We start from the raw sequence: 14,391 nt of genomic DNA, 5'->3' as shown, positions 1-14,391 counted from the left end.
ACCCGAAGGCTACAACCTGTTTTATCTGCGTTGCTAAACAGCGCGTATTAGTTAAGTTTTTCTCTAATACGTGCAGATTTACCAGAACGCTCACGTAGATAGTAAAGCTTAGCACGACGAACTGCACCGCGACGCTTAACTGTTACGCTATCGATTAGAGGGCTGTGCGTTTGGAATACACGCTCAACACCTTCACCGCTCGAGATTTTACGAACTGTGAATGCTGAGTGAAGACCACGATTACGCTTAGCGATTACAACACCTTCAAAGGCCTGTAGACGCTCTTTAGCACCTTCTTTTACTTTTACCTGTACAACCACTGTATCACCAGGGCCAAATGCAGGTACGTCTGTTTTAAGCTGCTCATTTTCAAGCGCTTTAATAATATTTTGGTTTACTTTTGCCATTATGTTTCTCACTTTCCTAGGTGTAACTGTCTTCTAGCCACAAGCTTTTTGGTACTCTTGCTGAAATTTTGCGAGTAATACCGCTTGCTCCTCAGTCAGAGCTAGGTTATGCAACAAGTCAGGACGTCGTAGCCAAGTTCTACCTAAAGACTGCATTTGCCGCCATTTAGCTATCTCTTGGTGGTTTCCACTGAGTAATACAGCAGGCACCTGTTTGTCGTCCAATGTTTCTGGCCGTGTATAGTGAGGACAATCTAACAAACCATCCGAAAATGAATCTTGTTCTGCTGACTGGTTATGCCCTAACACCCCAGGCACCAATCGCGCGACTGCGTCAATTAATGTCATGGCCGGTAGTTCACCACCACTCAAAATAAAATCACCAATTGACCATTCTTCGTCAACGTATGATTCTATTATTCTCTCATCTATACCTTCATAGCGACCGGCAATTAAAATCAGTTTTTCAGAGCTTGCGAGTTCGCTTGCTCCTTGCTGATCTAATTTGCGCCCTTGCGGGGACATATAAATTACTTTTGCACCATCTCCTGCCGCTTTTTTTGCGTCAAGAATGGCTTGTTTTAATGGTTCAACCATCATTAACATGCCTGGTCCGCCCCCGTAAGGGCGGTCATCCACTGTTCTATGCTTATCAGTTGCATAATCTCGTGGATTCCAACAGTTAAAATCAATCAAACCATTTTTTACTGCGCGACCGGTTACACCTTGCTGTGTAATTGCATCAAACATATCCGGGAAAAGGCTGATAACCCCTACCCACAACGAACTTGTTTGACTCATTAAAAGCCTGGATCCCAGTCTACGGTAATTTCTCTTACTTCGTGCTTAACTTCTTTAATAACTGAATCAGTTAAAAACGGAATTAAACGCTCAGCTTGGCCAAATGCATCTTTATTATTTGCTTTCACAACTAATACATCATTTGAGCCTGTCTCCATCAGGTCATCAACAGTGCCTAAGTTATAACCTTTATCAGTTACAACCGACATGCCAATGAGATCTCGCCAATAGAATTCACCTTGCGGTAATTCTGGTAGCTGCGCTGAATCCACAGAGATTTCAACATTGGTATAAGCCATTGCTTGGTCTCTGTCGTTTACTTGCGCAAACTTAGCGATAAAGCCTTTGTTGTGGCGACGCCAGTCGACCACTTCTAAGGATTGCCATTTACCTTGCTGCCCTATCAACCACGGGCTGAAATCGAAGATCCCTTGGGGATCATCAGTAAATGAATGTACCTTAAGCCAGCCCTTTATACCATACGGGGCACCGAGCTTTCCTACGACAATTATTGATGAGGTGTTCTCTTGACTCATGGTTACACTTACGCCTATTAAGCCGCTTTACGAGCGTCTTTAACTAACTTAGCTACACGATCTGAAAGACCTGCGCCTTGACCTACCCAGTGATCAACACGAGATAAATCTAAACGAACTTTTTCTTCCTGACCTGAAGCAATTGGGTTAAAGAAACCTACTTTCTCGATGAAGCGACCGTCACGCGAGAAACGGCTATCCGCAACCACAATTTGATAGAAAGGGCGTTTTTTAGCGCCACCACGTTGCAAACGAATAGTTACCATACCGTCCTCTAAATAGATTGACTGTTTTCATTAATAAGATTTACTCCCCAGTATGGGGAGCTGGGGAATTGTACGAGTTTTTAGCAACAATGCAAGTAAGAAGTGATCTAAAATGCCAGTTAAGTAGATTAAACACTGATCTGTGCGTGGAATAAGGCAACGTAAACGATTGAATGCATAAATTATCCACAAAAAAAGAGGCTTTTTGCCTCTTTTTAAAATTTATTTGTTTATTTAATAAACAAAACAGTGCCAATAATTAAAACTTAGGGCCACCGCCGCCCATCATGCCCGGTGGTAACATCCCTTTCATACCGCGCATCATTTTCTGCATGCCACCTTTACCTTTCATTTTTTTCATCATTTTTTGCATTTGTGTAAACTGTTTTAGCAGTTTATTGATTTCTTGTACTTGCGTACCAGACCCTGCTGCAATACGTTTTTTACGCGAACCTTTGATGATTTCAGGGCGTGCACGTTCTTGTTTCGTCATTGAGCTAATAATAGCTTCCATTTGAATGAACGTCTTATCGCCCATCTGGCCTTTTACTGCATCAGGTAAATTTTGCATACCCGGCAATTTATCAAGCATCGACATCATGCCACCCATGTTTTTCATTTGCTTTAACTGCTCAGCAAAGTCATCAAGAGTAAAGCCACTGCCTTTAAATACTTTTTCAGCAACTTTGGCAGCCTTTTCCTTATCTACTTTCATTTCGACTTCTTCGATTAATGAAAGTACGTCACCCATACCTAATATACGCGACGCGATTCGGTCTGGATGAAAAGGCTCAAGTGCATCAGTGCGCTCACCTACACCCATAAACTTAATAGGCTTACCGGTAATATGACGAATAGATAAAGCAGCACCACCACGTGCATCACCATCTGTTTTAGTTAAGATAACACCTGTCAGCGGTAATGCTTCATCAAATGCCTTAGCAGTATTAGCCGCATCTTGACCTGTCATCGCATCAACAACGAATAAAGTCTCAATAGGATTAATCGCACTGTGTAGCGCTTTGATTTCATCCATCATGTCATTATCAACATGCAAACGACCCGCGGTATCGACTAATACAACATCAATGAATTTCTTTTTTGCATGAGAAATTGCCGCATTAGCAATATCGACCGGTTTTTGTGAGATATCACTTGGGAAAAAATCCACATCAACTTCAGTCGCTAACGTTTCAAGCTGTTTAATCGCCGCAGGACGGTACACATCGGCACTCACTACCAGCACAGATTTTTTCTTGCGCTCTTTTAAAAACTTCGCCAGCTTACCAACACTGGTGGTTTTACCTGCACCTTGTAAGCCTGCCATCATTACGACCGCTGGAGGTTGCGCATTGAGGCTTAGCTCTTCGTTCGCTTCGCCCATGGCTTTTTCAAGTTCTTCTCGTACAATTTTTACGAAAACTTGGCCTGGGCTTAAGCTTTTAGTGACTTCAACACCAACTGCACGCTCTTTAACTTGTTTAACAAACTCACGAACAACGGGTAACGCAACGTCAGCTTCTAAAAAAGCCATACGTACTTCGCGCAATGTATCTTTTATATTGTCTTCAGTTAGGCGTCCGCGCCCGCTAATATTTTTTAAGGTTTTACCTAGTCGTTCTTGGAGATTCTCAAACATATAAAGGGTCCGATAAAACATAGTACCGATTGCGTGTCTGCGCTTCACTCACTAGGCAAATACGTCAACAACGCAAAGTTCGGTATCAATTCAAATTTTAATTAAAAACAGTATACCGTAAATTTAGGCGCACAATACAGTATTCAAGTACGCAGTTTGAGTTTCTTTTTACAAAGTCTAGGTTTTTTCCTAACTATAAAATACAATGGCATTAACTTAACAAGGAATATTTGACTCAAATTGAGTGGCCAAAGCACTATGCTAATTATTAGTTTAACTATTATTGCCAGTTTATTTTACGTATTAGCGACTTCGCACGTGTTGTCTCGCTTGTTCCATCAACAAGGTCCAAGCCAGAAACTCACCGTGATACTAAGTACAGTTGCAATATTAGCTCACATGCTTTTGTTAGTTAACTCTGTATTTCGAGCTGATGGTCAAGACCTAAGCATTGTTAACGTAGCATTGCTGACGTGCTGGGTGATTGTAGTCTCAGTGACCACGGTATCACTTAAATTTCCTGCAACTCTTCTATTGCCTGTTGTATATGGATTCGCAGCGATTTTAACCTTTGCTAGCTTATTTATCCCACATCATATCTTATTACAAAGCATTGACGTTGACATAGCTCTCGTAACCCATATCTCATTGTCTTTACTTGCATACTGCGTACTTATTATTGCTACATTATATGGCGTGCAATTTTACTTCATTGATAAGCGCTTAAAACGTAAGGACCTCGCAATTGTCCATAGCCATTTACCCCCTTTAATGGTGGTTGAGCGACAGCTCTATCACCTTCTTACACTAGGTACAACTCTACTCACTGCTGCTTTGTTATCTGGGTTTATATTCTTAGATGGTATGTTTGATAGTGAGTTTATTCATAAGACTATTTTATCATTAGTTGCGTGGGCTATATTTGCTATTGTGACTGTTGGGCATATAGTTAAAGGCTGGCGTGGCAAACCTATCGTCTTGGCTATAATGACAGCCGCATTTGTGTTAACACTCGCCTATTTTGGTAGCCGTTTTATACAAGAGGTTATTCTTAATAAGTTTTAACTTGACTCGCGCTGCACACTGCCGCTTAATACGCATTGATTTATAAAAAAAGGATCCTTCTTTGGACAGCATATCTACGAGTGTTTTATTCATAATACTCGGTATTTTAATTTTATGTTCTGCATACTTTTCTGGCTCTGAAACGGGCATCATGTCAATCAACAGAATTCGTTTGCGCCACCTAGCTAAAGAAAACCATCGAGCCGCTAAGCGTGTTAACAAGCTTTTAAGCCGACCTGACCGCCTTATTGGTCTGATCCTAATTGGTAATAACTTAGTAAACATCGCTGCCGCCCAAGTCGCAACGATTATTGGCATTCGCTTATATGGTGATTTAGGTATTGCAATTGCAACCGGCGCACTCACCCTTGTAGTGCTTATATTCGCCGAAGTGACCCCTAAAACATTAGCAGCATTGTACCCAGAGCGCGTTGCATTCCCAAGTTCTGTTGTGCTCAAAGGGTTACTCAAAATTCTATTCCCATTTGTTGTCGTAGTTAATTGGATGACCAATGGTATGTTACGCTTATTTGGTATTAGCGCTGCGCAAATCGATGAGCACAGCATGAGTAAAGAAGAATTAAAATCCGTACTAAATGAGTCTGGCGCGCTTATCCCCGCTCGCCACCAAAGTATGTTGACCTCTATTTTAGATTTAGAACAAGTCACTGTTGAAGATATTATGATTCCGCGAAATGAAATTATCGCGATTGATATCAACGATGATTGGAAGCTTATAAGCAAACAATTGACACATGCTCAACATACTCGAGTATTACTTTATCGTGACCAAATTGATGATGCTGTCGGCTTCATACATTCACGTGATGCACTTCGTCTTTTAACTAAAGAGCAATTTGATAAACCCTCTTTGCTACGTGCCGTACGCGAAATCTATTTTATCCCTGAAGGGACTTCGCTTAATACCCAACTATTTAAATTTCAACAATCCAAAGAACGTATTGGCTTAGTTGTTGATGAATATGGCGACATTCAAGGTTTAGTGACCTTAGAGGATATTCTTGAAGAAGTCGTAGGTGATTTTACAACGACCCAAACGCGTACGCCGAGTGAAGAAGTTATGCCTCAAGAAGATGGCTCATTTCTGGTCGATGGTGGCGCAAATGTACGCGACCTCAACAAAGAAATGAACTGGGAATTCCCGTTAGATGGTCCAAAAACGTTAAGTGGTTTAATTGTTGAATACTTAGAAGATATTCCAGATGCAAACCTTAGCTTACGCATTTCAGGCTACCCTATAGAAGTGGTTGAAGTTAAAGAAAACATGATCAAGCTTGTACGTGTGCAAGCAAATAAACGCACAATATAAACCGCACCTGTGAGTAGAGCCCTCTGCTCACAATTTTTATCTCTATTTCTGAATTTTCTGCTGTTACTTCTTCTCTTAGTCATAAATACTAGGGTCTGTTGACCTTTGCGGATTAAAATGTGTTCAAAATAGGGGCGGTTTGATCGCGGCGCGAGGTTTGTAACCTAGTGGGCTAAGTCAAAACCGAGCAACAAAGAGCAAATCGCTCCTAGACAGAACCCGAAGGGCAGCGCTTGTTTGGCATTGATGCTCTATTTATGGGGAATACCACACCACATAGGCACTGTCTTGCCTAAATACCAAACAGACTGCTGCAAATTTAACCTTGAAAGGTAAACAGAGCCTAGACTACTATCTATATGCTAAATTTACTTAATGGAGAACCCAATGGAAGAAATTTCAATTGAAACAATTTATGCCCAAGCGATAGAAATATTGATGCTGTATGGGCCTAAATTCCTGCTGGCAATTATTGTTTTCGTTATTGGCTGGTGGTTTATTGGCCGCATTTCAAACATGATCGAAAAATCAATGATGCGCGTCAAGTTCGAGGCAGGACTAACGCACTTTTTAGTGTCTTTTACATCCGCGATTTTAAAAGTCCTACTCGTTATTTCCGTTGCTTCAATGATTGGCATAGAAACAACCTCTTTCATCGCCATGCTCGGTGCTGCTGGTTTGGCTATTGGTATGGCACTTCAAGGCAGCCTTGCTAACTTTGCCGGCGGTGTGCTTATTTTATTCTTCAAGCCATTTAAAGTTGGCGATGTAATTGAAGCACAAGGTTACATGGGAAAAGTCACTGAGATCCAAATCTTTGTTACGGTCCTTTTAACCTATGACAATGAAAGAATTATTATTCCAAACGGTACGCTATCAAATGGCTGTGTTAAAAATAAATTTGCAGAACAGACTCGCCGTGTCGATATTGAGTTTGGTATTAGCTACGGTGATGATGTAATTAAAGCACGTGAAGTATTAATGGGTGTATTGAGTGACTACGACCTAGTACTTAAAGACGACGATAAAAAACCGGTCGTCCATGTAAGTCAACACGGCGACAGCCATATTGGCATGCTAGTGTGGGCGTGGGTTGAATCTGAGCACTATTGGCCTGTTTATTTTGGGCTATTTGAACGTGTTAAAATTGCGTTTGATAAGGAAAACATCACTATTCCTTTCCCACAACGCGATGTCCACATACATCAATTTCCTGGTAAGTAAGCGATACCTCCTAAAACAAAAAACCACCCTGTTGGGTGGTTTAGGCATTTAACTATTACTCAAACAGCGCCATCAATTGGGCCATGTTCATGGTTAACATGTGGGTTTTGCCCACGTTGGCGCAGTAAGTGATCCATTAACGTAATGGCCATCATTGCTTCTGCTATCGGTATCGCCCGAATGCCCACACACGGGTCATGACGACCTTTAGTTATCATCTCAACAGCTTCGTTTTCAGTGTTGATACTCTTACCTGGTATGGTAATGCTTGAAGTAGGCTTGAGTGCAATAGACGCAATGATATCTTGCCCAGTAGAAATACCAGCAAGAACACCGCCCGCATGATTTGATGTAAAACCATTAGGGGTAAGCTCATCACGGTGCTCAGAGCCTTTTTGATCGACCACATCAAAACCATCACCAATTTCGACACCTTTTACTGCATTGATACTCATCAGCGAATGAGCTATCTCCGCATCGAGCCTATCAAACACGGGCTCACCTAAACCTACGGGTACATTTTTAGCGACTACTTTTACTTTTGCACCCACTGAGTCACCTTGTTTTTTAAGATCACGCATGTACTCGTCTAATACTTCAATTTTACTGGCGTCAGGGAAGAAAAAGAGGTTATTTTCTACTTCATCCCAATCATAGTTCTCAGCTTTAATCGGACCAAGCTGGCTTAAGCATGCACGTACTTCAATACCATGAAATTGTTTGAGGTACTTCTTTGCTATACTGCCTGCAGCTACACGAATTGCAGTCTCACGTGCTGAAGAACGTCCACCACCACGGTAATCACGAAGTCCATATTTATGCCAATAAGTGTAATCACCGTGACCTGGACGAAATACGTCTTTAATTTTACCGTAATCTTTTGAGCGCTGATCGGTATTTTCGATTAATAAACCAATACTGGTTCCTGTCGTCTTACCTTCAAACACGCCGGATAGAATTTTAATTTGATCGTCTTCACGGCGCTGCGTAGTGTATCGACTTTGTCCGGGTTTACGACGGTTCAAATCTATTTGTAAATCGGCCTCTGTGATTTCAAGACCTGCTGGCGTGCCATCCACAACGCCACCTAACGCGACGCCATGGCTCTCACCAAATGTGGACAATTTAAAAAGTTGCCCTATGCTATTACCTGCCATTAACTTTCCTCATTCCTAATGACTACTGAGAACCGAGCCTATGACTCGGCTTTAAATTTTGCGTGTTCAGTCAACAAAGTAATCAACCAGTTGTTTTTTACTGATCACAAACACACCTAACCCACCTTGCTCAAATTCAATCCATTCAAAGGGAGCGCCAGGGTAAAGTGCATCCATGTGTACCATAGAGTTGCCTACTTCGACAAATAACAAACCGTTATCAGTTAGATGCTCAGCGGCTTCGCTTAGGATTGTGCGAGTTACATCTAACCCATCATGTCCTGATGCAAGCCCAAGTTCAGGTTCGTGATGGAATTCACGTGGCAAATCTGCCATATCCTCAGCATCAACATAAGGCGGATTTGCAACGATCAGATCATATTTTTGTCCAGGTACGCCACTAAATACATCCGATTGAATTGGCAATACACGATCGCTCAGTTGGTAGTCAGTAATGTTAATATCTGCGACTTCAAGCGCTTCATAAGATATGTCAACAGCATCCACTTGGGCAGTTTCAAACGCTTGTGCCAATGCAATTGCAATACAACCCGATCCCGTGCATAAATCTAAGATGCGGCCCACTGATTCAGGCTGCTCTAGCCATGGCGTAAAACGATTATTAATTAGTTCGGCAAATGGCGAACGCGGAATCAAAACACGCTCATCTACATAAAATGGCATATTCGCAAACCATGCAATATTAGTCAGATAAGGAACCGGTGTGAAATCATTGATTCGTTCTGCAATTAAACTCGCTAACCGATTTTTCTCAGTGCTTGTTAAACGTGCATGCATCAATTCTTTTGGCGCATCAACAGGTAAACTAAGTGCTGGAAGTAATAAACTTACCGCTTCATCCCATGCATTGTCAGTTCCGTGACCAAAGAAAATACCACTGCTGGCGAACTGGCTTGTTGTCCAACGTAACCAATCATGCAATGTTGAAAGTTCTGCAACAGCTTCATCTAAGGTTGCTTCTTCTATTAGTAATTCGCTCATGTGTGTTATCTGCCTGCTTATACTTTCAAAATATTAACTCAACCGAGGCACAATTAAGGCCCCATGATTGCCCTATTGTAACGCTATTTACTCGATTTTTAGCATTTTTTTGTTTAGACTGCCGCAATGAAAAAAGATACTCACTCCAACAGCCCAATCAGCAATGACGACATAGACTTATTTCGTCAAAGTATTTCGGGTGCGCGTGTCATTAAACAAGACACTCACCGCTTTGCTAATAAACCTAAAGTGTCACAAGCGAAGCAATTTGCCCAGCAAAAAAAGCAACAACAGTCAGAATTTTTCTTTTCAGATGAATATGTTCCAGATATAGACACAAATGGAACCGTGAATTATGTGCAAACAGGCCATGACCGCTTTTTAGCAAAGCAATTGCGTCGTGGCGATTTTATTCCAGAATTAACCCTTGATTTGCATGGTTTAAATAAAGAAATTGCCAAAGACGAATTAGCTGGCTTAATCCATGAATGCAAGAAAAAACATTATTACTGCGCTTGTGTGGTGCATGGTATTGGAGGGCATATTCTTAGACACAAAGTACCCCAATACCTAGTACAACACCCTGATGTGATTGCAATACACCAAGCACCGCTTGAATACGGTGGTAAAGGCGCGGTTTTAATACTGATTAATCTACCACAAAGCGATGAGTTTAGGCGTTAACCTCTTGCCAAACACTTGCTGTTAAAGGCCACTATACAGTGCATATTGTTTCAATTATTTTCCCGTTGGTCTTTATTGTTTTATGTGGATACTTGTCTAGCCGCAGTACTTTTTTATCTGAATTCCATGTTGCTGGGCTAAGTAAATTTACGTTTTACATTAGTGTGCCAGCCTTTTTATTTCTAAATATGTCGAACGCTAATTTACAGGGTAGCGTGAGCCTAAATGGTTTTTTAAGTTTTTATATCCCCGTGTTATTTATTTTTTCATTCGCTCTGGTAGTTGACCGCTTTTATTTATCTAAAAATCGCGGCTACGAGCGCCACAGCGTTTTTGCTTTAGGCAGTAGTTACTCAAACACCGTGCTAGTCGGTTTGCCTATTATTATTGCCGCGCTTGGTGAGCAAATGATGGGGATTGTGTTTATGATAATCACCTTTCATAGCGCGTTACTTTTTACATTAACATTTTTGATTAGCGCAAAAGGTAATAACACTGCATTTTCATGGCCTAAATTCACCAAAAACATGCTACTTAATCCTGTGGTGTTGAGTATAAGCTGTGGAATTGTGGTTAATTTAAGTGGCTTTACTTTATTTCCTAATCTTAACTCAGGGCTGTCATTACTCGGACAACCCGCTTTGCCATGTGCGTTATTTGTGCTTGGGGCAAACTTAGCTTTCTATAAAGTATCAAATAATTGGCAAGCAACGATAATCGCATCAATCCTCAAGCTTGGGTTATTGCCCTGTTTAGTGCTTATTATGGGGCGGTTTGTATTTAATTTGGATTCTGAACTTTTAAAAGTACTCGTATTATTAAGCGCGTCGCCTTTAGGAGTAAACGCATACCTAATTGCTTGTCAGATAAAGCAACATGAAGCAACACTTGCCAGTACCGTTGTTATGTCAACGGTACTCAGCGTAGTGAGTTATACAATATGGTTAGCTTTATTACTGTAACACGCGCTAACGTTTACTCCCTCCTCTGAGCACTGCGCTTTAGAACACACACTAAAATATTATCTGTTAGAAAACGAGAGTATTCCTATTTCATTAGTGAGCAGTTTCGCTGTTGCGTTTGCAGCTCACTCAAAGGTGACATAAAGTTATCGTCGCGTTGCTTTTTACTCAGGCAATTTTGCCGCTTTGGCAATACATTAATCGCAGCATCAATGATCTGAAAGCTCATCGCTGGTAAGTTAAACAACTTACCCTGATTTGAAAGTAGTACTAAGCGGTCATTCTTTTCATCAAACGCTATGTTTTGATCCTGGAAGTTATCTGACTGATAAAATAATTTACCGGTTGCTAGTTCATAAATACTAGGCCGCCCATTATTCACAATTAGATACTTACCAGATGCAGTTAAAGACAGCTTTGCAGCTTTCTCAACCGTATTAAACCGTGCGGTTTCTTGCCCTGTTTGACTTTCAATTCTTACTACAACAGCCTCTTTTAAACCAATAATTAACTCACTGTCTTTTACTAACATTGCCGTTATGTCTGAGCTAAAGGTAAGCTGCTTGAGTTGCTTTCCTGTGTAGGTATCTAATATGTTTATGACTCGTTTGTCCGTTTTTATGGCCAAACGCGCAGTATGAGATATAAACACACTCTCAATTATTCGCGATATCTCCTTTGTTTGAAAAAGAAATTCTTGTGTCTTAAGATCAATCAGTGAGACGCCTGCTTTATTATTTCCTAACAACACGTATTGCGCATCATCACTCAAACTAACAGAGTTCATTGAAGTATCTCGCTCGAGTGGAAATTCAGACATTAATTTACCACTATTTAATTCTACTAAATAAAGTGATTTCTCTCGCCATGAATCCTTTATTAACAAAGCCGTGTTTTGATTTTCAATAATTTTAATATCGCTTATATCGCCAAACTGTTCTGCATCAAATGTAAGCCATGTATTATCTGTTAGGTCATAAACACGCGGATTATTAAAGCCGCATTTTATAACTATGTAACGTTTCGCATTGACCAAATCATTGCTATCAAACTTTGCGTTTTCACACAGCGTTAGCATCGTCTTTAACTGTCCACTTTGGCTAAAGTAAATATATACTAAATGTTCTTTATCATTGTTTACTGCCGCGATAAGCTGGCCGTTTTGACTAAAAGCGGCTCGCCAAAGATTCAGGTTTTCATCCAATATAAAGCTTGGCTTATCGTTGAGTAATTGCCAGATTGAAATTGTTTTATCTTCGTTTGAAACACTCATCAACTGCGAATTAGTCAACGTTAATCCCATCCGCTTATTTATTTTGAAGCTGTTTAACTCAGTGCCTGTGCTTACATCCCATACCCTGACATTATTGTATGAAAGTGTGATCAAGAGTTTACCGTTTGGCGTGAATGCAGCATCATCCACTCTAGAAAAGTGGCTCAATTGACCACCCAAGTTTGTTTTTATATTCCACAGTGTAGGTGCGTTTTCTAAGCTTCGTACAAAATCAGCATTCTCGGCGCTTGATTGCACCTGTTGCGAGGTTGCCATAGCGAGTAAGTACTCATTTTTACTATCCATAATAGTGTGAATATTTGACGTAACCCCCTGCGCCTGCCCTGTAATAATATTTTCGACTCGCGTTCCGTTTAAATCGTAAATGAGCAAACCTTTACTGTCTGCAGTAAATTGAGTTTTTCTTGCAATACTATTATTTGATAAATAATTAAACCCGATAGTGGGTTTACGAATAAGCTGGCCATCTGCGGCATTTAGAATACGCACTTCGCCAACAATCTCTGGGGTCATTAAAAGGTATTGGCCATCGCTACTGAGCTGCAAATCACCGCTTGTAAATTGTTGTGAATGCTTAATATCGTAAATAATCTCCTCTTTATCCACAGACCAAGCAATGAGTCGCTCAAATAGGCTTGTCATATACACTGTTTTTGCATCTGGGCTAATAACGAGACTATTGATATCTGCATCCACAGAAATACTGTTTATGGCACTCAGTGATGGTAAATCCCATAGCGTGACAGTGCCTTGTTTAGAGGCAGTCACTAGTCTATCGCGCTGTTTATTTAATGCAAATGCTTGAATAGGTTGTTCTGATTCGAGCTGTTTATCTAAACCTTCCTCCGTTACTGAAATCAGTAATAGCTTACCGTTGGTTAACGTATAGATGGTCTGTTCACCAAAAAATTTAACTTGCTCTATCTTTTCTGGTGCAGAGTAATGAAATACCTTATTGTTGGCATAAATCGCTCGCCTTAATTGCCCTATATCTCCTAGCATTGGCCTATCCCCGCCATACAAGCCGGGCAAAGCATTTAAGCCTAATAAAATTGCGATGCCATGCTCTCCATCATCATTTGCTTGACGAGATCTATCCATTAAAAAGCGGCTCTGATTAAGAAGTGATGCATCTCGCTGCTGTGTGGCTAACTGCTCATTTTTTACCGCGCGTTGTTGAGCAAAAAAAGCCAAAACACCTGCGACTATTGCAACCATAGCCAACAGTGCCACACCACTTAACCATTGACGCAGTCGCTTTGCTTTTTGCTGAGCAAGCTCAAGTTGGTAGGCTTGATCACGTTTTGTCAACGCCCCTAGGGGAACACCTATAATGCCAGCTATAATTTTTAGCAACATTAACTGCTGCTGAGCTTGATAGTTGGTTACCCGCTCGTTTATGACTTTTCCCGACACTGTACCCAGTGACTTTAAATATTGCCGATATGCTTCTATAGATGCCCAGCCTTGCTCCAGCACCCCATCGTGGTTTACTCTAAAATCAGCCGCTAATGGCTCTGCAAGTTGTGTGGTCGGTTCTCCGTGCTCATCATAAGCATACTGTAAAGGTGTCGGAAAACACTCATCTTCAGGTGTAAAACCTTGCTTTTGCTTACTCGTATCCCAACTTGCATTCGGCTCGCCAGCTATCATAGCGGCGATAATTTGATCCGATCGGCCTAGCTTTTTAAAGTAATCAATTTCATCAGCAACATACGTTGAAGCCACAGCATTGGGAGAACATAAAACAATTAACAACCCCGTATTATCAAGTGCGCGGGTAATGGCATTGGCTAAATCTGCATCAGCAGGTAGCTCCTCTTCATCACGAAAAATCGGAAAAATCCTCTCGGGAATAGTTTCTCCCCGTGCGTTTTTTTGCCCCACTAAATCTTTTGGTATTTCATATGTCTCAATCGCTTGATGAAGCCATGTAGCCCATTGGCGACCTGTTTGTTTATTATCAGCATGACGATACGAAATAAAGGCTAAATATTGATGCGAGAACTGCGAGTCACTCATGT

At 41.0% G+C, this 14,391-nt stretch carries 13 protein-coding genes; 5 read left to right on the top strand and 8 right to left on the bottom strand.

Annotated elements, in window-relative coordinates; translation table 11 throughout:
• Positions 1 to 47: 47 nt before the first annotated feature.
• From rplS to ffh, 5 genes are all read right to left on the bottom strand, one after another.
• Positions 48 to 407 carry a 50S ribosomal protein L19 gene (gene rplS, locus ATS75_RS14880; protein ID WP_058561217.1) on the bottom strand — a complete coding sequence of 120 codons (360 nt, stop codon included), beginning with the start codon at positions 405 to 407 and terminating at the stop codon, positions 48 to 50.
• Between the two features lie 33 nt (positions 408 to 440).
• A complete protein-coding gene (trmD, locus tag ATS75_RS14875; RefSeq protein WP_058561216.1) occupies positions 441 to 1,208 on the bottom strand; it encodes a tRNA (guanosine(37)-N1)-methyltransferase TrmD in 768 nt (255 codons plus the stop codon).
• Positions 1,208 to 1,744: a ribosome maturation factor RimM gene (gene rimM / locus ATS75_RS14870; protein ID WP_058561215.1), complete on the bottom strand. Its 537-nt coding sequence runs from the start codon at positions 1,742 to 1,744 to the stop codon at positions 1,208 to 1,210. Before rimM ends, trmD begins: the two co-directional genes overlap by 1 nt.
• Before the next feature lie 17 nt (positions 1,745 to 1,761).
• Positions 1,762 to 2,010: a 30S ribosomal protein S16 gene (rpsP, locus tag ATS75_RS14865; RefSeq protein WP_058561214.1), complete on the bottom strand. Its 249-nt coding sequence runs from the start codon at positions 2,008 to 2,010 to the stop codon at positions 1,762 to 1,764.
• A gap of 259 nt (positions 2,011 to 2,269) precedes the next feature.
• Entirely contained in the window at positions 2,270 to 3,649 is a 1,380-nt protein-coding gene (gene ffh / locus ATS75_RS14860; RefSeq protein ID WP_058561213.1) for a signal recognition particle protein, read from the bottom strand.
• Positions 3,650 to 3,907: 258 nt separating this feature from the next.
• On the opposite strand from ffh, the gene ATS75_RS14855 reads away from it, so the two are divergent.
• From ATS75_RS14855 to ATS75_RS14845, 3 genes are all read left to right on the top strand, one after another.
• Positions 3,908 to 4,714 carry an inner membrane protein YpjD gene (locus ATS75_RS14855; RefSeq protein ID WP_058561212.1) on the top strand — a complete coding sequence of 269 codons (807 nt, stop codon included), beginning with the start codon at positions 3,908 to 3,910 and terminating at the stop codon, positions 4,712 to 4,714.
• 61 nt (positions 4,715 to 4,775) lie between these two features.
• A complete protein-coding gene (locus tag ATS75_RS14850; RefSeq protein WP_152996232.1) occupies positions 4,776 to 6,044 on the top strand; it encodes an HlyC/CorC family transporter in 1,269 nt (422 codons plus the stop codon).
• Between the two features lie 387 nt (positions 6,045 to 6,431).
• On the top strand, positions 6,432 to 7,268 hold the full coding sequence (locus ATS75_RS14845; protein ID WP_058561211.1) for a mechanosensitive ion channel family protein: 837 nt from the start codon (positions 6,432 to 6,434) through the stop codon (positions 7,266 to 7,268).
• A 59-nt stretch (positions 7,269 to 7,327) separates the two neighbouring features.
• Here the strand turns inward: ATS75_RS14845 and aroC are convergent, their stop codons facing one another.
• Entirely contained in the window at positions 7,328 to 8,425 is a 1,098-nt protein-coding gene (gene aroC, locus ATS75_RS14840; protein WP_058561210.1) for a chorismate synthase, read from the bottom strand.
• A 66-nt stretch (positions 8,426 to 8,491) separates the two neighbouring features.
• Positions 8,492 to 9,427: a 50S ribosomal protein L3 N(5)-glutamine methyltransferase gene (gene prmB / locus ATS75_RS14835; RefSeq protein ID WP_058561209.1), complete on the bottom strand. Its 936-nt coding sequence runs from the start codon at positions 9,425 to 9,427 to the stop codon at positions 8,492 to 8,494.
• Between the two features lie 126 nt (positions 9,428 to 9,553).
• On the opposite strand from prmB, the gene smrB reads away from it, so the two are divergent.
• Together smrB and ATS75_RS14825 are read left to right on the top strand one after the other, a co-directional pair.
• Positions 9,554 to 10,111, top strand: coding sequence for an endonuclease SmrB (gene smrB / locus ATS75_RS14830; protein WP_058561208.1), 558 nt, complete (start codon positions 9,554 to 9,556; stop codon positions 10,109 to 10,111).
• Positions 10,112 to 10,149: 38 nt separating this feature from the next.
• Complete coding sequence (locus ATS75_RS14825) at positions 10,150 to 11,073, top strand: AEC family transporter (protein WP_058561207.1); 924 nt, start codon at positions 10,150 to 10,152, stop codon at positions 11,071 to 11,073.
• An 85-nt stretch (positions 11,074 to 11,158) separates the two neighbouring features.
• Here ATS75_RS14825 and ATS75_RS14820 read toward each other — a convergent pair whose 3' ends face one another.
• On the bottom strand, positions 11,159 to 14,389 hold the full coding sequence (locus ATS75_RS14820; protein WP_058561206.1) for a TIR domain-containing protein: 3,231 nt from the start codon (positions 14,387 to 14,389) through the stop codon (positions 11,159 to 11,161).
• Positions 14,390 to 14,391: the final 2 nt, after the last annotated feature.

Source organism: Pseudoalteromonas sp. H105, assembly GCF_001469215.1.
Taxonomy (GTDB): Bacteria; Pseudomonadota; Gammaproteobacteria; order Enterobacterales; family Alteromonadaceae; genus Pseudoalteromonas.
Note: the sequence above shows the minus strand (reverse complement) of the source record. Positions and strands in the feature narration are given on the sequence as shown.